A 17,666-nucleotide genomic window follows, 5' to 3' on the forward strand; every position below is an offset into this window, starting at 1 on the left:
CCGTCTCGCCCGAACCCGTTCGGTCGAATTTCGCGGCCGTGGGAACGCGCGAAACCCCGTTCGGGGAACCATCCGTACGGTGGGGTATGGTCGAGAAGACGGACCGAAGCGAGGGCGCGAACGGGCCGCGGTCGGCCGACGGTCGCCGCTTCGAGGTGTTCGTCCGCGAGGCGGAGTCGGACCCGCTCCGCCACGTCGGAACCGTCGCCGCCCCGACGCCGGACGCCGCCCACGAGGAGGCGAGCAAGCTCTTCGCGTGGTACGCCCGCGACGTGTGGGTGTGCCCGGCCGCAGAGGTTTCCCGGTTTTCCGCCGGGTCGCTCGCGGACGACGGGGCGGAGGCCGGAGAGAGCGACGATGGCGACGGGGACGCCGACGAACCGCGCGTTTACGAGGAGACGGAGGGGACGCCGACCGTCTCCTGCGGCGGCGCGCCCCCGGCCGACGCGGTCGACGCCGACGACGCGGGGGACCAGCGATGATATCCGTCAGCAAGCTGCTCTGCGGGCTCGACGCCGAGAGCGACGGGCTCCGCTACGACGCGGCCGACGGCTCGAAGAAGCCGCAGATCACCGAGGAGGTACAGCAGCGCCCGGTCGTCGTCTGGAACACCACGAAGCGGTGTAACCTCTACTGCGAGCACTGCTACGCCGGCGCCGACGAGGCGGGCGCGCCGAACGAGCTCTCCACCGCGGAGGGGAAGGCGCTCGTCGACGACCTCGCCGAGTTCGGCGTCCCGGTCCTCCTCTTCTCCGGCGGCGAGCCCCTCGTCCGCGAGGACCTCACCGAGCTGGTCGCGTACGCCGACAACAGCGGAATCCGGCCGGTGCTCTCGACGAACGGCACGCTCCTCACCCGGGAGCGCGCCCGCGAACTGAAGGAGGCCGGCCTCAAGTACGCCGGCGTCTCGGTCGACGGACTCCCCGAGCGCAACGACCGCATCCGGGGCGAGGAGGGCGCGTTCGACGCCGCCGTGCGCGGGATCGAGGCCTGCCTCGACGTGGGGCTCAAGACCGGACTGCGGTACACGATCACCGAGCACAACGTCGACGACCTCGCGGGCGTCGTCGACCTGCTCGCCGACGTGGGCGTCGACCGCTTCTGCTTCTACCACCTCGATTACGGCGGCCGCGGCGCCGACATCTCCGACGTCGACCTCTCCCCGGAGGCCACTCGGAAGGCGGTCACCGACCTCTGTGACCTCACCCGCGAGTACCACGACCGGGGCGAGGAGATAGAGACCCTGCTCGTCGGCAACTACGCCGATGCGGGCCACCTGGTCGAGTACGCCGACCGCGAGATGGGGGAGGATCGCGCCCGGCTCATCTACCGGTACCTCGAACGCAACGGGGGCGACCCGACCGGCGAGCGCGTCGCCGACGTCGACCCCGTCGGCAACGTCCACCTGACGCAGTTCTGGCAGGGGTACTCGCCCGGGAACGTCCGTGACCGCTCGTTCGGCGCGATCTGGTCCGACGAGTCGAACCCGCTCCTCTCCGGGCTCCGCGAGCGGGAGGAACACCTCTCCGGGCGGTGCGCCGACTGCGCGTACCAGTCGATCTGTCGCGGCGGCTCGCGGCTCCGGGCGCTCTCCGCGCACGGCGACCCGTTCGCGCCCGACCCGAAGTGCTACCTCACGGAGTCTGAGCGCGCCGGCGAGGAGGCCCTCGCACGGATCGACGGCCCCGACCGGTCCGCGCCCGCGGACGACTGAGTCGCCGTCCGGCGGCGGGCCTCACTCCGGGCCGCCGTCCGACTCGATCCCCGTGCCGTACTTCGTCGAGAACCGCTCCGCGGGCACCTCGCCGCGCGCGACGCCGATGGCGTCGCGCACGAGTTCGACGGTGGCGTCGTCTCGGGCCGGTTCGGGAACCGGTGGCTCGTCGTCGGTCATACCCGGCCCGACGCGTCGACGCCACCTCCGCGTCCCGCTTCACGTGTGTATCCCTTCAAGAGGACCGCGCTCACCCTTCGACGCCGTCGAAGACGTCGGTTACCAGCTTCGCCTGCGCAGTGCGGAGCCGCTGTGAGAGCGCCGACTTGCTGATCCCGAGCTCGTCCGCGAGGTCGCTCAGGCGCACGTCGCGGTCGTCGTCGAAGTAGCCGCGGACGACCGCGAGTTCGAGGCCGCGGCGCTGTTTCGGCGTCAGCGCGGAGAGGTCGAAGGTGACCTGCTCGGTCGCGTCGGGGCCCTCCACGACCGCGAGCCGGACGAGCCGCACCCGGTCGACGACCTCGCGGAGCTCCTCGACCAGTCGGCGCACGGCGTCGCGGTCGTCGACGTACACGGTCACGAGGATCGTCCCGTCCTCGACGCGCCGGAAGTGCGGGGCGTAGCCGAGCCGGGAGAAGGCGTGACAGAGGCAGTCCTCGCTCACTTCGCCTGTCCCACGGCGCACGTCGCCGTCGGGCGTCGTCACGTCGACGACGCACTCCTCGCCGACGGCGTTGACAGCCACCCCGGCGGCCTCGGTGGCTTCGGTGACGATCGGACACCCGCTGTCGTCGACGAGGTCGACGTCGAGGTCGACCCGCAGGCGGCGGTCCCCGCTGACGGCGGCGTCGGACATGACAGCCGGTACGGGCAGCGCCGGTTTTACTTTTCGGCGGATTCCCGCGGACCGGTTGGACGACCCGAGCCGGGCCGGCGGCGCAGCGCGACCGATCCCGCACCGTTTATTCCTCGCGGGCGGGAGTAGGCGGACGACGTGCGAGACGCGCTCCGCGGTATCGTTGAGCTCGCGCGCCTCGGCAACTGCGTCGCCGCCGGGGGGCTCACGGCCACCGGCGCGTTCGTCGCGGGCGCGGGCGGCGCCCCCCTCCCGACCGCGCTGGCGGCCGCGACGACCGTCTTCGCGGTCGCCGCGGGCAACGCGATCAACGACTACTTCGACCGCGAGATCGACGCGGTCAACCGCCCGGACCGGCCGATCCCCCGCGGCGCGGTGTCGCCGCGAACCGCGCTCGCGACCGCCGCCGTCTGGTTCGCGGTCGCGGTCGCGTTCGCGGTCCGACTCCCGACCCTCGCGATCGGCATCGCCGCGGTGAACCTCGTCGCGCTCGTCACCTACACGAGCGTCTTCAAGGGTACGCCCGGGCTCGGCAACGCTCTGGTCGCCTACCTCGTCGGCTCGACGTTCCTGTTCGGCGGCGCCGCGGTCGGGAACCCGCGCGCGGTCCTCGTCCTCGCCGCGCTCGCCGGTCTCTCGACGTTCACCCGCGAGGTGATCAAAGACGTCGAGGACGTGGCGGGCGACCGCGAGGAGGGGCTCGCGACGCTCCCCATCGCGGTCGGCGAGCGCCGCGCGCTGTGGATCGGCGCGGCCGCGCTCGGCGTCGCCGTGACCGTCAGCCCGCTACCGTACCTCTCCGGGACGCTCGGCGCGGCGTACCTCGCGGTCGTCGCGGTCGCCGACGCGGTCATGCTGTACGCCGCCTACGAGGGCTTCGCCGACCCGGCCGCCGCGCAGCGCAGATTTAAGTACGGAACCTTCCTCGCGGCGGTGGCGTTCGTCGTCGGCCGCGCCGCGGTAGTCGCCTGAGACGGTCCGTTCCGGCCGCGTGAGTCGACGGTGCTGTCGCTCCCGGACGCGACTCATGGTAAAAACGAGAGCCGACTGCGGTCCGAACCGACGCTCGACGGCGGACGGTCAGGTGACGGTCACGCGACGTTGAAGCCCTTGTCGCGGAGGAAGTCCTCCACGCGACCCGAGTGGTTCCCCTGGAGTTCGATGGCGCCGTCTTCGACGGTGCCCCCGCAGGCGAACTTCGACTTGAGATCCGACGAGAGGGAACTCAGGTCCACGTCCTTCGGGTCGAATCCTTCGATGACCGTTACCTCCTTACCGTACCTGCGCTCGTCGATGCGGATGCTGATCTGCTGGGACTCTTTCGCGACGTCCTCGCAGACGCAGAGTTCCTGGGGCAGTCCGCACGTCGAGCAGACTTCCGACATTACAGCCTGAGTCTACAGGATGCCCATATTAAATAGTGTCGGGAAGCCCCCCGTTCAGCGGACGAACCGCCCGACGAGCGGCAGCCGTTCGAGCGCGAGCCGGCGCACGGCCCGCCGGGCCTCGTCGGCCTCGGCGCGCGTCACCGACCCGGCGTACGCGGCGCGCTCGTACGCGGCGGCGACGGTCTCGACGCGCTCGTCCGCGCCGAGCGTCCGGACCGCGTCGACGTAGCTCCGCGGCGTCTCCCCCGGGCGCCGCTCGCGGTAGCGCCCGGCCAACAGCCGTTCGAGGTCCCCGAACGCGCGCTCGGCGTCCGCCCTCGGATCGCGCCGCCGCCGCGGGAGCGCCGGACCAATCCGACGGTGAACTCGTCCCGCGAGTCCCGTCCGGCGGACCCCCGCGACGCCGAGCCCCGCGACGAGCAGCCAGTAGAGCGCGGTCTCCGGGTCGGGGAGCGACCCGAGCGGGCCGCCGTCGCTCCCGTCCGCCTCGGATCCCCTCGCCGACCGCGTGGCCGCCGCCGGAATGGTTCCGGTCCGGGTCCCGTCGAGCCGCGCGATGTCGGTGGGACCGACCGCGCCGCCGCCGCTCGCGTTCCCGACCGTCGAGTCGTTCGTCCCCCCGCTCGGCGCGTCGTCGGTCGTCTCCGCGTCGGTCTGGTTCGGTTCGGGGTCCGGCGTCCGGTCCGGGACGGACGCGTCCGTGTCGACGTTCTCCGCCCCGTCGGCGCGCGCCTCCGCGAGCCGGGTCGCCCGCGTCTCGTCGCGCGGCCCGGACGGGGTCGGGTCGAACGCCACCCAGCCGTGGTCCGGCACGTAGATCGACACCCACGCGTGGGCGTTCTGTCCCCGGACGACGTACTCGTCGTCGCCCACCCGCTGGCCCGGGGTGTAGCCGGTCTCGAAGCGCGTCGGGATCCCCTGCGACCGGAGCATCGCCGCCATCGTCGTCGCGAAGTACACGCAGTACCCGGCGTCCATCTCGAAGAGGAACGCGTCCGCCACGTCCCCCTCGGGCTCCTCGACGGTCAGCGTGTACTCGTACTCCGAGCGGAGGTACGCCTCGACCGCGGCCGCCTGCTCGTACGGCGACTCCGCGCCCGCGGCAGCGACGATCTCCTCTGTTCGGTCGCCGACCCGCCCGGGCGTGCTCTCGGGCAGCTGCGTGTACCGCTCCTCGATGGCCGTCGGGTAGTCGTCGCTGGCGTTCCGGAGCGCCGCGGGGTCTGCGTCGAGCACGCGGCTCCGGACGACCGCCCCGTCGCCCGGTTCGAGCGGCTCCGCGAGCCGGAGGCTCCCCCGCTCGTCGACCTCGACCGCGCCGCCGCCCAGAGCCGAGACCGGCTTCCACGGCGCCGGCAGCGCGGTCGACTCGGCCTCCGAGGTGATCCGCGTCTCGACGAGGTCGCTCGCGCCCGGCGGGCCCGACAGCGAGCCGTTGACCGCTGACCGCTCGCCGCTCCGCACCCACCCATCGCCGGTGTAGGTGTCGTACGCGCCGGTGTGCCAGTTCCGCTCGACCGGGCTCTCGATCGTGTACCGCACCTCCGGCGAGAGCCGCGTCGATCCGACGACGTCCAGCTCGTCGTCGCCGCTCAGGCTCGACTCTAACGTCGTCGTCCCGCGGTCGAGCCCCAGCGGGGCCGCCGCCCCCGCCGGGATCACGGTGACGGTCGCGCTCGCGACGACCATCGCGGCGACCACCACGGCGAACGTCCCCGCGTGGCCGCGGCGCCGGCTCGGCGTCGAGAGCGTCGCGAGGCCGACGGCGAGCGCCAGGCCGACGACCCCGGCGACCGCGGCTCCCGTCTCGGCGTCGCCGGTCAACACGAGGAAGCCGAGCGTCCCTCCCGCGACCGACGCGGCCGCGACGTGTCGCCCGCGCCCGGCGAAGTAGCCGACGAGGAACGTCGGCACCGGCGCCACCGCGAGCACCCAGACGTCCGCGAGCGCCAGCCGCAACACGGAGAGCCCGGTCGACAGCGCGAGGAGGTCCAAGGCGACGCTCCGCGCCGTGAACAGCGCTCGCCGGCTCTCGGGGATCGCGAGGACGTAGGCGGCGAGCCCCGCGGCGAGGAGGAGGCCGGCCAGCCACAGCGCGGTCCGCTCGCCGACGGCCCGCGCCAGCGCGACGCCGCCGAGGCCGGCAAGCGCGACGACGCCGGCGGTCCGTCCCGTCCCGCCGACGACGTTCGTTATTTGGAAGAACACGGCGAGGTACGCCGCGGTGACGACCGCGACGCCGACGACCGCCGGGTCGGCGAGCCGCCCGTCGCCGTCGGTCGGCTCGCCCGGTGAACGGGGTTCCCGGAGCGACGAACCGCGGCTCACGGCGACGCCACCTCCCCGGGGTCCGCCGCGCTCTCGGCTCGGCGCGGGCCGTGGGCTCCGGTCGGCGTGCCCTCCTCCTCGGCCTCGCGGCGCAGGTCCGCGAAGGAGACCGCCCGGTCGCCCGTGCGGAACCGGGCGCCGTCCGCCCCGGCGACGATCGTCACGTCGGCCTCGTCGTCGGCCACAGCTCCCGGGCCGGTCACCGCCGCCAGCTCCAGCACCTCTCGTCGACCGCGGCCGCCCGGTGCCGCCGAGACGCGACCGCCGGGGAGCCGCACGTCGACCGGGACCCCGTCGTCGAGCAGCGCCAGCGCGAGACTCACCGTCGCCCGGGCGAGCTCGTCGGCCGCGACCGCGCTCGCGGCCCGGTCGGTGTCGCCGTGGTCGATACCGGCAAACACCGGTCGTTCCTTCCCGCTGCCGACGTCTGTCCCGCCCGCGATCGTCACCCGGTTCCGCGCGGTCTCGGCCGCGAACTCCTTGACGACGATCTCGTCTCGCTTGGCGGTCGTCGCCCAGTGGACGTCGCGGACCGCGTCGCCACGGGTGTACTCGCGGAGCCGGTCGAACTCCTCCCGTTGCCGGCTCACGTCGACCGCGTCGGCCGCGTACAGCGCCCGCCGGAACCGCGTCGGCATCGGGTCGCGGGGCGGGTACACCGTCACGGCGTCGGTCTCGTCGACGACCAGTTCGCGCTCGAAGAGGCCGAACACGTCGGTCACGGTGAGGTCGATCGGTCCGAGGGTCCGCTCGCCGCGCTCGCGGTACGTCACGCGGTACGACACCGGCTCAGTGCCGACGGACGCTCGGATCGGCGCCGTCGGCCCGTCAAGCCCCTCGTCTACCCGGACAGACACGTCGGCGAGGAACGACGGGGAGGCGTCGCCGCCCCCGACCGCGTCGGGTCCGAACTCCAGGCGGACCTCCCGCGTCTCCCCGACGAATCCGTCGGCGGGCGCCACGTGGCGGACCGCGGGCACGTCGACCCGCAACACTTGGACGTAGCCGGCCGCGAGCGCGATGGCGACCGGGATCACGATCGCGTCTAAGGCGCGGCCGCCTGCTGCGAACGCGCTGGCGGCTGCGACGAGGCCGACGACGCCGGCGACGCGCCCTCGTCGGGTGAGCGCTGGCGTCATCGGCGCGAGGGGGGCGTCATGGGCGGGTCACTCCACGCGAATCCGGTCGAGCGCGTCGCTGACGACGTCCGCGCCGTCGGTCCCGCCCGACTCGGTCCGGACCCGATGCGAGAGCACCGTCGGCGCCTCGGTCTGAACGTCGTCCGGGATCACGTACCCGCGGCCGTCGAGCGCGGCGCGGGCCTGCGACGCGCGGATCAGCGCGAGGCTCCCGCGCGGGCTCGCCCCGAGCTTCGCGTTCCGCCGGGTGAACACCGCGAGCCGGGCCACGTACTCCCGGACCGCCTCCGAGGCCTCGACCTCGCCGACGACCCGGCGGGCCGCCCGCACGTCCGCGATCGTCGCGACCGGCTCGACCGAGTCGACCGGGTGGTCGCCGGTGAGCCGCCCGAGGATCGCGGCCTCCTCCTCGGTGTCCGGGTAGCCGAGCCGGATCTTCTTCGTGAACCGGTCGACCTCCGCGACCGGAAGCTCGTACGTCTGTCCCGGCTCCACGTCGTTCTGGGTCGCGATCACGCAGAACGGGTCCGGCAGCTCGCGGGTGGTCCCGTCGGTCGTCACCTGGTTCTCCTCCATCGCCTCCAAGAGCGCCGACTGCGTCTTCGGCGGGGCGCGGTTGATCTCGTCGCCCAGCACGACGTTCGCGAACACCGGACCGGGCTGGAAGTCGAACTCGTCGGTGCGGCGGTTGAACACGTTGACGCCGGTGACGTCGGAGGGAAGGAGGTCGGGGGTGAACTGGACGCGCTTGAACGAGCCGTCGATCGAGCGCGCGACCGACTTCGCGAGCGTCGTCTTCCCGACGCCCGGCACGTCCTCCACGAGCAGGTGGCCGCGCGCCAGCACGGTGACGAGGACGTGCTCGACCGCGCCTCGCTTGCCGACGATCACGTCCTCGACCTCCTCGACGATGCGGTCCGCGAGCGTGGCGACGTCCGCGGGGGTCTCCGGTCCGCTCCCCGCGCCGGCCCCGGTCGTCGCTCCCGCGGCCTCGGCGTCGCTCGATTCCGCGTCGGCCGACCCCGCGGGACCCGTCCCGACCGGCCCGGACTCTCCGGGGTCGGTCATGTCCGGCCGACCTCGTCCGGGTCGGGCTCCCGCCCCGAGGCGACCGTGCGAATGCTCCCCGTGGTCATCGATATACACCGGCTAAGGCGAGCAACGGCATATGCGTTCCGCCGCCCCCGATCCGCCGTCGCGGCCGATTTCGGCGTCTCGGCCGTCGATCGCCCGGACGCGCGGTTTCCGCACAGCGCTCCGCGATTCCCTTCGGTCCCCCGCGATTACGACTCCCTGACGTTCCGCCCGACGGGCTCGCCGAACGACGCCGCCCCCGTCGCCGGGTCGCGTTCGTAGACGACCTCGCCGCGGACGAGCGTCATCTCGGGAAAGACCCCGCGGAGCCCCTCGAATGGGGTCCACGCGGGGGCGCTGTGGAGCGCGGCGGCCTCGATCTCGCGGGGGTCGGCGATGTCGACGAGGACGAGGTCGGCGTCGCGCCCCGCCGCGACCCGCCCCTTCCGGTCGAGGCCGAATATCTCGGCCGGGTTCGCGGCGACCACGTTCCGGACGCGTTCGAGCGACAGTTCGCCCGTCCGCGCCGACTCCAGGAGCAGGGGGTACAGCGTCTCCACGCCCGGCACGCCGCTCGGCGCGTCGACGAGTCCCCGCCGCTTCTCCTCGACCGTGTGAGGCGCGTGGTCGGTCGCGACCACGTCGACGTCGCCCGCGGCGAGCCGGGCGAACAGTGCCTCGCGGCGCTCCTCCGACCGGAGGGGCGGGTTCATCCGCCCGAACGTGCCGAGCGACCGCGCCCGCTCGCGGGAGAGGTAGAGGTGGTGCGGCGTCACCTCGCAGGTGACCAGTGCGGTGTCGGCGTCGCCCCCGTCCTCGTCGGCCCCCGACCCGCCCTCGCGGGCCTCCGTCACCGCGTCGACCGCCTCCGGCGTCGAGGTGTGCGCGACGTGGAGCTGGGCGTCGCGCTCCGCGGCCGTCGCGAGCGCGCGCTCGACCGCGGCGACCTCGGCGTCGGCCGTCCGATAGGCGGACCACGCGTTGGCGGTCGCGGCCGTGCCGACCCCGCCGAGGTCGCCGTTGAGCGCGCCGTCGTCGAACAGCGTCGCGTCCTCGGCGTGGACCGTGACCGGCACGTCGCGGGCGCTCGCCTCGTCGAGCGCGTCGGCGAACAGGTCGGCGTCGATCCCCATGTCGCCGGTCGAGTCCGCGAGGAACACCTCGCCGAGCGCGAAGAGGCGCCGATCGAACAGCTCCTCGGGGTCCCAGTCGGGGGTCACGCCGCCGTTGATCCCGTAGTCGACGAGCGAGTCGGCCGCGAGCGCGGCCTTCTCGTCGAACGCCGCGCCGTCGACCGTCGGGGGCGAGGTGTTCGGCTGGTCGACGACGGTCGTGACCCCGCCGGCGGCCGCGCTCTCGGACCCGGAGGTCCACGTCTCCTTGTGCCCCCCGCCGGGCTCCCGGAAGTGGACGTGGACATCGACAGCGCCCGGCAGGAGGTGCCTCCCGCGGGCTTCGAGGACGCGCTCGCCGCCGTCGGCGCCGAGCCCCTCGGCGACCGCGTCGATCCGTCCGTCGTCGCCGATACGCACGTCTCGCACCCGGCCGTCGGCCAGCGTCGCGCCCGTGATGAGCATCGTTGTCGGCCGGTCGCGGCGAGCGGGATAAACGCTGGTGGTTCCGGGCGGGCGCCGGCCGACCGCGACGGCGACGCCTCGCAGGTCACCACAAGAGGTTTGCCGCCCGCGGCGGCTCGTCTCGCGCATGGTCTCGCCCGTCCCCGCTCCGTCGGTTCCGCTCTCCCTCGCTCTCGCGGTCGTCGATTCGGTCGTCGGCTGGCTGTGGACGCTCGCGCTGCTGGGCTTCCCCGGGCTCGTCGCCGCGGGACTGTGCGCGCCGTTCCTCGCGGCGTCGCGCCTCCGGGCGCTGTTCGAGGCGCTTCCCCCGGCGGGGCGGGTCCTCCCCTCGTACCTTGCGGTCGCGGTCGGGCTCTCCGTCCCGTACCTCGTCGGGGTCGGCCTCACGGTGGCGCGCGCCGGCGAGGCGGGGCCCGCGTGGAGTTCGGGGTTCCTCTCAACGGCGCTTCTCGGCGGCGTCCTCGTCGGCCTCGTCGCCCCGGCGGCCGCGGTCGCCGTGCTGCCGCGGTTCGGGGTCGACTGGGACCCGACGGGATACGGCGTCGGGACGTGGCTCCTCCTCGGCGCCGCCGGCCTCTGGTACGCGGTCGTCGCCGCCGTGCCGCTCGCCGCGCTCGCCGTCGGGATGGCGTTACCGGGCGGGTACTGACGGCGACGCGCGAACCGGGCGACCCGACTCCGCGGGACCTCCCAATTCCATAACACTTTGTTGCCTCGCGTCGAGACTCCCCCGCGCATGCTCCCCGCACCATTCCGGCTGTTCTTCGTTGCCGTCCCCCTCCTCGTTAGCGCCGGCGCGCTGGCGATGGCGGCGTTCCCGCGAAAGATGACGAGCTGGCAGACCCGCTCGCCAGACGGATCGACGGGGCGGATCGAACCGAGCGACACGCGGATCCTGCTGATGCGCGTGATGGGCGTCGTCGTCGCCGCGCTCGCCCTCCTGATGGCGTTCGGTACGTTCTCGTTCATCCCCTGAGGCCCGCGGTTCCGCGCCCCGGCCCGAATCCTTGTCACGCGGTGACGACGCTCCGATACGGTTTTGGGTCGCCCCGCGGAACTCCCGACAAATGCTGTCTCGACAGTTCGTCCGGGAGAACCCCGAGGTCGTCCGCGAGGCGCTCGACAACAAGGGCGTCGACGTCGACCTCGACCGGATACTCGACGTCGACGAGGAGTGGCGGAAGCTGAAACAGCGCGGCGACGACCTGCGCCACGAGCGCAACGAGGTCTCCTCGACGATCGGCGAGCTGAAAGCCGCCGGCGAGGAGGAGGCGGCCCAGGAGGCGATCGAGCGCTCGCAGGAGCTCAAGTCGGAGCTCCAGGAGGTCGAGGCGCGCGCCGGCGAACTGGAGCGCGAACTGGAGGCGTCGCTGCTCGAACTGCCCCAGATCCCCCAAGACTCCGTGCCGGTCGGCGCGGACGAGTCGGAGAACGTCGAGGTGCGCCGCGAGGGGTTCGACGACCGCCGCGAGGTCCCCGCCGACGTGGAGCCGCACTACGACCTCGGTGAGGACCTCGAGATCCTCGACTTCGAGCGCGGCGCGAAGGTCGCCGGCGGCGGGTTCTACGTCGCGAAGGGCGACGGCGCGCGCCTCGAACACGCCCTGATCCAGTTCATGCTCGACGTCCACCGCGAGCAGGGGTACGAGGACGTGTTCCCGCCGATCCCCGTCAACTCCGAGTCGATGCGCGGCACCGGGCAACTCCCGAAGTTCACCGAGGACGCCTACCGCGTCGAAGGGTCGAACGAGGACGACTACGACGACGACGACCTCTGGCTGCTCCCGACCGCGGAGGTGCCGGTCACGAACCTCCACCGCGACGAGATCCTCCTCGGCGAGGACCTCCCGCTGAAGTACCAGGCGTACACGCCCAACTTCCGACAGGAGGCGGGCGAACACGGCACCGAGACGCGCGGTATCGTCCGCGTCCACCAGTTCAACAAGGTGGAGATGGTGAACTTCGTCCGGCCCGAGGAGAGCGACGAGCGCTTCGAGGGGCTCGTCGACGAGGCCGAGGAGGTGCTCCGCCGCCTCGAACTGCCGTACCGTATCTTGGAGATGTGTACCGGTGACCTCGGGTTCACGCAGGCGAAAAAGTACGACGTCGAGGTGTGGGCACCCGCGGACGACATGGACGAGGGCCCGGAGCAGGGGGGCCGCTGGCTGGAGGTCTCCTCGGTCTCCAACTTCGAGGATTTCCAGGCGCGCCGCGCCGGGATCCAGTACCGAGAGGAGCATCACGAGTCCGCGGAGTACCTCCACACCCTGAACGGCTCGGGGCTCGCGGTCCCGCGGATTGTCGTCGCGATCCTAGAGTACTACCAGAACGACGACGGCACCGTCACCGTCCCGGAGGCGCTCCGCCCGTACATGGGCGGCACCGAGGTCATCGACGGTCACGACGCGGTCGGCGAGTCGAAGCTAGGCGGGGAGTAGCCGGCGCCGCCCCCTCGGTCGCGGCCGCTACTTGTTCTCTAGGGCGTCGAGGATACACGCGGCGGCGATCACCGCCTCCTTCGGCACGCCGCTCGCGTCGTCGATGGTGACCGTGTAGGTGTCGCGCATCGAGAACTGCCCCGCGATGTCGCCGACGTGGCCGCCGTCGGCGTCGAATATCTCGTACTTGTTCGGGATCAGGTTCGCGGGGCCGACGAGGTGCCGGAGCGCGGACAGCACCTTGTTTTTCGACCGGATCGTCGCCAGCGCCTCGCCAGTGTCGGGGTCGCGAATCGTCCAGTTCTCGACGAGAAGCGAGAGGTCCTCGTCCAAGACGACGACCTCCTCGCCGGTGCCCGCGTCGGTGATCGCGTAGTTGCCCGCGACGTCCATGATGCCGCCGGCCTTCACCGAGAAGGCGTCCTCGCCGTCGGCCGTGACGAACGGGAACTCCTCTTTCAGCTTGAACATCTTCTGTTTCCCGCGCAGGACGACATCGCCGGCGCTGTCGGTGACGGCGTACTTGTTGCGGACCAGCGACTGCGTGACCTCGTATCGGTCGTCGCTGAGGTCCACCGTTGAGATGTCGTACGCGCTCGACTCGGCGGGGAACGTGGAGGGGTCGACCATGGGTGTCGACGCGCGTCACCGCCGGAAAAAGCTTCCTGCTCTCTCCGCGGCGCCCGCGGCCGGCCGGTAGCTCAAGCGATCGTCGTAGCCTCCGAGACCCCTTTTGAAACGGCGCACCGTCGTGACGGTAATGTCTCGACTCGCCCTCGTCGCGGTCGCGTGCCTCGTCGTCCTCGCCGGCTGCCTGTCGGGCGGCGCTCCGGGCTGCCCCGCGATAGGACCGGACGGCGAACGGGTCGACGATCCGGTGTGTCCCGACCAGCGGACGGGCGGGCTCTCGCTGTCCCTCGATCGGGACGCGGAGACCGTCCGCGTCGTCGCCACGAACGTGGGCGACGAGCCGGTCCCGATCAATCCGGACCGGTGGGTCGTCTTCCGGAACGCCACCGACTCGGGGGCGCCCGAGTGGCGGGCGGCGGCGAACGCGCCGGCGGGAACGTACAACCTGACCGTGATCGAACTGCCCCCCGACGAGACGCGGACGTGGGCGCTCCGCTACGACCCGACCGCGACGGACGCGTCCGACCGGCGCGACGCGGTGCTCGACCGGCCGGGCGAGTACGTCTTCTCGCTCGGGTCGAACAACAGGACCTACGTGATCCCCTTCGAGATCGAGGCGTGAACGGCGGCGCGCGCCGCTCAGACCGCCTCCTCGCTCTCCCGCTGTCGGTGGTGACGCCGGAGGACGCCGACCTTGTTCGCGACCGCGGCCGCCAGGTCCCGGAACGCCGCCGCGGCCTCGCCGTCGCCGTCGGAGACGATCGGCTCACCGTCGTCGCCTCCCGCGCGGACGGCCGGGTCCAGCGGCAGCGATCCGAGGTACGGGACGTCGACCGATTCGGCGAGCGTCCGCCCCCGTCCTCGCCGAATATCTCGTGTCTGTCCCCGCAGCTCGGCCAGACGAACCCGCTCATGTTCTCGACGACGCCCAACACGTTCGTCCGGTACTCCCCGAACATCTGAACGCCTCGACGGGTGTCGCCCACGGCGACGGACTGCGGCGTCGTGACGACGACCGTCCCCGTCACGGGGAGGTTCTGAAGCACCGTCAACTGGACGTCGCCCGTCCCCGGCGGCAGGTCCACCACGAGGTAGTCGAGCTGCCCCCACGACACGTCCTCGAAGAGGTCGGTGAGCGTGTTCTGCGCGACCGGTCCGAGCTGACCGACCGGCAGCGCGAAGCGGCGCGCACCGCGCACTTCGCCGGGTTCTTCGAGTGGCCCAGCGAGCACACCGGAGAGGAGATGGCGTCGATGATGGATATCTCGCAGACGACGTTCACGCAGCACCTTCGCGCGGCCGAAAACAAGCTGTTCACCGCGCTGTTCGACGACACCGTGACGGTGTCGTGAACGGCCCCCGGAGCGGTGACCGGTCGGCCACGGGGCGGTGATCGGTCGGCCGCGAGACGGTCGGCTGCGGTATCCCTCAACTCCGGTGCCGGTCGGCTACGGCGTCAGTCGGTCGACCGAGACCCACTCCACGTCGGCGGCGCGGACCCAGTCCGCCGCGCGCACGCCGCGTCCGCCGCCGCCGACCGACGTCACCGCGAACACCATCTCCTTGCGGACGCCGCCGGCGAGCCGCACGTCGAGCGAGAGCTCGCGCGGCGAGAACCGGTGGTCGGCCTCGACGACGCGCACCAGGTGTTCGGAGTGGGGCAGGTCCTCGACCGTCTCCACGTCGAGGTACGTCCGGAAGTCGGCGCCGAACTTGAAGCCGGTCTTCGGCACCGCGTCGGCACCGCGGAGGCGCTCGTACACCGCGAGCCGGCGGTCGAAGCGGTCCCCCTCCACCTCGCGGCCGCGGGCAACGATCCGGGCGGCGTCGTCGCCGGCAACACCCCCCTCGTCTCCGACCGACGTGGACAGCGCCAGCCGGCCGTCCGCGACCAGCGACGCGGCCTCGACGAGGGAGAGCTGGAGCGCGCCCTCGACGTCTGCGGCCCGTCCGGTGAGCGGGCGGCCGTAGAAGCCGCGCTCGTACAGCCCCTCGGGGGCGTCCCAGACGACGACGCGGTCGGCGAGGAGGACGCCGCTCAGGTCGGCGGGGGGCTCGTAGTCGGTCGCGCCGTCGACCGCGCCGCCCTCGGCCGCGAAGTAGGTGATGTCGGACTCCTCGTCGACGACCGCGAGGGTGCGGCCCGCGAGCCCCGTGGCCGCGACGGACTCCCGCTCGCCGACGACCCGAATGGGGTACTTGATCTTGCCCGTGTCGGGCGTCTCGCCGCGCTCGTAGGCGACGAAGTCGACCGCGTCTCCCGGCGCGTCGCTCCCCCCGGGCCACGGCTCGCGGGCGGGCGAGAGGTAGAAGCCGCGGTCGCGGAGGTCAGAGTAGACGAGGAACCGCACCGCGAAGCGGTCGGCGGCGGCCGCGCTCGCGACGAAGAAGCGCTCGAAGCCGACGGGGTCGCCGCCCGACACGCCCGCCGCGTCGCCCCCGAGTTCGATCCCGGAGAGGTCGCCGCGGAACAGGAGGTGGGCGGCCTCGACCCGCGAGAGCGCGATCTCGTTGCCGTCGAGCGGCCGCCCGTACCCCCGGGCGTCGTAGAAGCGCTGGCGGGCGTCCCCGCCCACGCGGACCGCGTCGCCCCGCAGGTGTCCCGTCGGTTGCATACCCGTCACGGCGGCCGGGCGAGGGAAGGGGGTTGCGGTCGGCGGTCGGGGCCGGTCACTCGTCTTGGATGAACTCGCCCGAGCAGTCGTACTCGATCAGCTCGAACCCGTTCGCGGCCACCACGCTCCCGTTGTAGGGGTCGGTCCGCTCGTACTGCTGGTGGATCGTGACGTTTTCCACGGCCGTCTCGCGGGTCCGGTTCCAGTCCTCACAGAGGTAGTTCGCGAGGTACGACCGGTGGTTCTCGTTGTCCGTCGACGCGACGTTGCCGAGGTACTTCCGCCAGCGCGCGCTCCGGTAGGTGGCCTCCGCGCGCGTCGGCCGGTCGAACTCCACGGGCGAGTCGCGCAACACGTCTCGCTCGGTCCCGTCGGCGAGGGTGCCGACCGTCACGAACCACCGGGTCGTGCGGGTGGGATCCGGTGCGAACATCCGCCAGTGTTGGTCCATCTCGACGGTTTCGAGGGCGTTTTCGGCCGGGTCTGGCGTCTCGGCGTAGCCGACCGCCTGGGCGCTCGAGAGGACGATCAGCACGAGGAAGACGTACGGCACGACCGTCGAGAGGAGCGGTCGTCCGCGTCCGACTCGCGCGCGGAGGCCGGCGACGGCGCCGCTCGGCGTCGGTCGGGGTATCGACGCGTCGAGCGAGGCGAGCGACTCTCCGACGGACTCGAGGCGCGCGCGCCACCGTTCGAGGGGCGCCGGCGGGCCGAACCGATCCACGGCGCGCTCCGCGGCGTCCCAGACCGGGGTCTGGAAGAACGGCACGAAGCCGACGACGACGACGATGGGGAAGAGGCCGATCGGCATCGTGACCGCCATGCCGAGGTGCATCCCGACGAACAGCGAGGCGATCGCGGCGCGCGGGATTCCCGTGAGCAGGATCAGCAGCGGGGAGGCGAACAGGAGCGCGATCCACAGGACCGTGAGACCGCGGAGCAGGCCGGTGAACTCGGCGAGGTGGTTCCCCAGCAGGTAGGTGAAGTGGTCCGCCTGCATGATGTACGCGACCGCCTCGCCGTCCATCCAGAGGTCGCTCCCGCGCTTGTGGATGCCGTTCGTCACGTACATCAACAGCACCTGTATCAGGACCGCCATCGTGGCGACGGTCGCCACGGCGGACCCGGACGGCCCGGCTGTCGCGGACTCATCGCCGTCGTCCGCCCCGGGATCTCTCTCGGAGCCGCCCGCGCCAGCGGCGGCGTCCGCGTCGGTCCCCGCGCCTGCCCGCCTGAGGGCGTCGACCGACCAGCGGGCGCCGAGCGGGAGGAAGACGCTCCAGAAGAGCAGCATGCGGAGCAGGCTGTCGCCCGAGTTCAACACCATCGGGTTCCGGGCGTGGAGCGAGAGCAGCAGCAGCCACGAGGCGAGCGCCGCGAGCCGCGTCCGATAGCCGGCGAGCAGCGCGAGGGCGAACGCGCCCGCGAGCGCGAACAGCAGGGCCACGGCCCACGGCTCACCGACGAGCGCGTGGACGGAGTACACCTCCCCGTAGTCGGCGAACAGCGCGCTCCGCGGGAGCACGCCGTCGTCCGTGTAGAAGGCGGACAGCGAGCGCGACCGCCGGATCAGGTCGGCGATCACCAGCGTACCGAGGCCGATCCGGAAGGCGGCGAGCGCGCGCAGGTCCACCGAACACCGCGCGGCGAGCGCCGCCGAAAGCCGTCGCACGACGGTCCGGAACCGCGATCGGGCGGTCGCGACGGAGGAACTTCGAGCCATGATGTCGGACTCCAACTTGTTGGAGAGGCCGAGGGACCTGTATAAGTTTTCCGTGCGCGGGACGGACCGCGTCCGCCTCGGCGCCCGCCGGGGTACCCGGCAACCGGTATCCCCCTTCTGCGCTCGCCGCAATCTTCCGCTCCGCCGCCACCGCAACCCCGGCTCCGGGTCCACCGCAATCCTG

At 72.5% G+C, this 17,666-nt stretch carries 18 protein-coding genes and 1 pseudogene; 8 read left to right on the forward strand and 11 right to left on the reverse strand.

The window, feature by feature from the left end:
• Positions 1 to 86 precede the first annotated feature (86 nt).
• Together EXE41_RS09330 and EXE41_RS09335 are read left to right on the forward strand one after the other, a co-directional pair.
• Positions 87 to 482 (forward strand): Htur_1727 family rSAM-partnered candidate RiPP, encoded by a 396-nt coding sequence (locus tag EXE41_RS09330; RefSeq protein ID WP_086215424.1) that lies wholly within the window; start codon positions 87 to 89, stop codon positions 480 to 482.
• Positions 479 to 1,714 (forward strand): TIGR04347 family pseudo-SAM/SPASM protein, encoded by a 1,236-nt coding sequence (locus EXE41_RS09335; RefSeq protein ID WP_137690818.1) that lies wholly within the window; start codon positions 479 to 481, stop codon positions 1,712 to 1,714. Before EXE41_RS09330 ends, EXE41_RS09335 begins: the two co-directional genes overlap by 4 nt.
• A 21-nt stretch (positions 1,715 to 1,735) precedes the next feature.
• Here EXE41_RS09335 and EXE41_RS19060 read toward each other — a convergent pair whose 3' ends face one another.
• Positions 1,736 to 1,894 (reverse strand): hypothetical protein, encoded by a 159-nt coding sequence (locus EXE41_RS19060; protein WP_155120037.1) that lies wholly within the window; start codon positions 1,892 to 1,894, stop codon positions 1,736 to 1,738.
• 70 nt (positions 1,895 to 1,964) lie between these two features.
• Positions 1,965 to 2,570, reverse strand: a complete 606-nt coding sequence (locus EXE41_RS09340) for a helix-turn-helix domain-containing protein (RefSeq protein WP_137690819.1) — start codon at positions 2,568 to 2,570, stop codon at positions 1,965 to 1,967.
• Between the two features lie 138 nt (positions 2,571 to 2,708).
• On the opposite strand from EXE41_RS09340, the gene EXE41_RS09345 reads away from it, so the two are divergent.
• A complete protein-coding gene (locus EXE41_RS09345; RefSeq protein ID WP_086215422.1) occupies positions 2,709 to 3,542 on the forward strand; it encodes a geranylgeranylglycerol-phosphate geranylgeranyltransferase in 834 nt (277 codons plus the stop codon).
• Positions 3,543 to 3,661: 119 nt separating this feature from the next.
• Here the strand turns inward: EXE41_RS09345 and yciH are convergent, their stop codons facing one another.
• The 5 genes from yciH to EXE41_RS09370 form a co-directional block, all read right to left on the reverse strand.
• Positions 3,662 to 3,955: a stress response translation initiation inhibitor YciH gene (yciH, locus tag EXE41_RS09350; protein WP_004596695.1), complete on the reverse strand. Its 294-nt coding sequence runs from the start codon at positions 3,953 to 3,955 to the stop codon at positions 3,662 to 3,664.
• A gap of 54 nt (positions 3,956 to 4,009) precedes the next feature.
• The gene (locus EXE41_RS09355; RefSeq protein ID WP_089308142.1) at positions 4,010 to 6,286 is read right to left on the reverse strand and encodes a transglutaminase domain-containing protein; all 2,277 of its coding nucleotides are present in this window, start codon (positions 6,284 to 6,286) and stop codon (positions 4,010 to 4,012) included.
• A complete protein-coding gene (locus EXE41_RS09360; protein ID WP_094519839.1) occupies positions 6,283 to 7,425 on the reverse strand; it encodes a DUF58 domain-containing protein in 1,143 nt (380 codons plus the stop codon). Before EXE41_RS09360 ends, EXE41_RS09355 begins: the two co-directional genes overlap by 4 nt.
• 27 nt (positions 7,426 to 7,452) lie before the next feature.
• Positions 7,453 to 8,493, reverse strand: coding sequence for a MoxR family ATPase (locus tag EXE41_RS09365; RefSeq protein WP_086215419.1), 1,041 nt, complete (start codon positions 8,491 to 8,493; stop codon positions 7,453 to 7,455).
• 215 nt (positions 8,494 to 8,708) lie between these two features.
• Positions 8,709 to 10,076, reverse strand: coding sequence for a dihydroorotase (locus EXE41_RS09370; protein WP_137690820.1), 1,368 nt, complete (start codon positions 10,074 to 10,076; stop codon positions 8,709 to 8,711).
• A 127-nt stretch (positions 10,077 to 10,203) separates the two neighbouring features.
• Here EXE41_RS09370 and EXE41_RS09375 point away from each other — a divergent pair, with 127 nt between their 5' ends.
• From EXE41_RS09375 to serS, 3 genes are all read left to right on the forward strand, one after another.
• Positions 10,204 to 10,725: a hypothetical protein gene (locus EXE41_RS09375; protein WP_137690821.1), complete on the forward strand. Its 522-nt coding sequence runs from the start codon at positions 10,204 to 10,206 to the stop codon at positions 10,723 to 10,725.
• Positions 10,726 to 10,812: 87 nt separating this feature from the next.
• The gene (locus tag EXE41_RS09380; protein ID WP_086215416.1) at positions 10,813 to 11,052 is read left to right on the forward strand and encodes a hypothetical protein; all 240 of its coding nucleotides are present in this window, start codon (positions 10,813 to 10,815) and stop codon (positions 11,050 to 11,052) included.
• Positions 11,053 to 11,143: 91 nt separating this feature from the next.
• The gene (gene serS / locus EXE41_RS09385; protein ID WP_137690822.1) at positions 11,144 to 12,514 is read left to right on the forward strand and encodes a serine--tRNA ligase; all 1,371 of its coding nucleotides are present in this window, start codon (positions 11,144 to 11,146) and stop codon (positions 12,512 to 12,514) included.
• 27 nt (positions 12,515 to 12,541) lie between these two features.
• Here the strand turns inward: serS and EXE41_RS09390 are convergent, their stop codons facing one another.
• Positions 12,542 to 13,144, reverse strand: a complete 603-nt coding sequence (locus EXE41_RS09390; RefSeq protein WP_137690823.1) for an LURP-one-related/scramblase family protein — start codon at positions 13,142 to 13,144, stop codon at positions 12,542 to 12,544.
• 130 nt (positions 13,145 to 13,274) lie between these two features.
• On the opposite strand from EXE41_RS09390, the gene EXE41_RS09395 reads away from it, so the two are divergent.
• Entirely contained in the window at positions 13,275 to 13,766 is a 492-nt protein-coding gene (locus EXE41_RS09395) for a hypothetical protein (protein WP_137690824.1), read from the forward strand.
• Between the two features lie 17 nt (positions 13,767 to 13,783).
• Here EXE41_RS09395 and EXE41_RS09400 read toward each other — a convergent pair.
• Positions 13,784 to 14,316 (reverse strand): annotated as a pseudogene (locus EXE41_RS09400) (P-loop NTPase); the annotation flags it as partial.
• On the opposite strand from EXE41_RS09400, the gene EXE41_RS09405 reads away from it, so the two are divergent.
• Positions 14,305 to 14,496, forward strand: a complete 192-nt coding sequence (locus EXE41_RS09405) for a helix-turn-helix domain-containing protein (protein ID WP_241987210.1) — start codon at positions 14,305 to 14,307, stop codon at positions 14,494 to 14,496. The pseudogene EXE41_RS09400 and the gene EXE41_RS09405 sit on opposite strands and share 12 nt — an antisense overlap.
• 96 nt (positions 14,497 to 14,592) lie before the next feature.
• Here EXE41_RS09405 and endA read toward each other — a convergent pair whose 3' ends face one another.
• Positions 14,593 to 15,759 (reverse strand): tRNA-intron lyase, encoded by a 1,167-nt coding sequence (gene endA, locus EXE41_RS09410; RefSeq protein ID WP_137690825.1) that lies wholly within the window; start codon positions 15,757 to 15,759, stop codon positions 14,593 to 14,595.
• Positions 15,760 to 15,814: 55 nt separating this feature from the next.
• A complete protein-coding gene (locus tag EXE41_RS09415; protein WP_137690826.1) occupies positions 15,815 to 17,482 on the reverse strand; it encodes an HTTM domain-containing protein in 1,668 nt (555 codons plus the stop codon).
• Positions 17,483 to 17,666 lie beyond the last annotated feature (184 nt).

It is taken from the genome of Halorubrum sp. SD690R, from assembly GCF_005435035.1.
GTDB lineage: Archaea > Halobacteriota > Halobacteria > Halobacteriales > Haloferacaceae > Halorubrum > Halorubrum ezzemoulense.

Bases quoted from the DNA above. Each gene is read 5' to 3' on its own strand.
- EXE41_RS09330 (WP_086215424.1), top strand. From the start codon at position 87: ATGGTCGAGAAGACGGACCGAAGCGAGGGCGCGAACGGGCCGCGGTCG.
- EXE41_RS09335 (WP_137690818.1), top strand. From the start codon at position 479: ATGATATCCGTCAGCAAGCTGCTCTGCGGGCTCGACGCCGAGAGCGAC.
- EXE41_RS19060 (WP_155120037.1), bottom strand. From the start codon at position 1,894: ATGACCGACGACGAGCCACCGGTTCCCGAACCGGCCCGAGACGACGCC.
- EXE41_RS09340 (WP_137690819.1), bottom strand. From the start codon at position 2,570: ATGTCCGACGCCGCCGTCAGCGGGGACCGCCGCCTGCGGGTCGACCTC.
- yciH (WP_004596695.1), bottom strand. From the start codon at position 3,955: ATGTCGGAAGTCTGCTCGACGTGCGGACTGCCCCAGGAACTCTGCGTC.
- EXE41_RS09360 (WP_094519839.1), bottom strand. From the start codon at position 7,425: ATGACGCCAGCGCTCACCCGACGAGGGCGCGTCGCCGGCGTCGTCGGC.
- EXE41_RS09365 (WP_086215419.1), bottom strand. From the start codon at position 8,493: ATGACCGACCCCGGAGAGTCCGGGCCGGTCGGGACGGGTCCCGCGGGG.
- EXE41_RS09370 (WP_137690820.1), bottom strand. From the start codon at position 10,076: ATGCTCATCACGGGCGCGACGCTGGCCGACGGCCGGGTGCGAGACGTG.
- EXE41_RS09375 (WP_137690821.1), top strand. From the start codon at position 10,204: ATGGTCTCGCCCGTCCCCGCTCCGTCGGTTCCGCTCTCCCTCGCTCTC.
- EXE41_RS09380 (WP_086215416.1), top strand. From the start codon at position 10,813: ATGCTCCCCGCACCATTCCGGCTGTTCTTCGTTGCCGTCCCCCTCCTC.
- serS (WP_137690822.1), top strand. From the start codon at position 11,144: ATGCTGTCTCGACAGTTCGTCCGGGAGAACCCCGAGGTCGTCCGCGAG.
- EXE41_RS09390 (WP_137690823.1), bottom strand. From the start codon at position 13,144: ATGGTCGACCCCTCCACGTTCCCCGCCGAGTCGAGCGCGTACGACATC.
- EXE41_RS09395 (WP_137690824.1), top strand. From the start codon at position 13,275: ATGTCTCGACTCGCCCTCGTCGCGGTCGCGTGCCTCGTCGTCCTCGCC.
- endA (WP_137690825.1), bottom strand. From the start codon at position 15,759: ATGCAACCGACGGGACACCTGCGGGGCGACGCGGTCCGCGTGGGCGGG.
- EXE41_RS09415 (WP_137690826.1), bottom strand. From the start codon at position 17,482: ATGGCTCGAAGTTCCTCCGTCGCGACCGCCCGATCGCGGTTCCGGACC.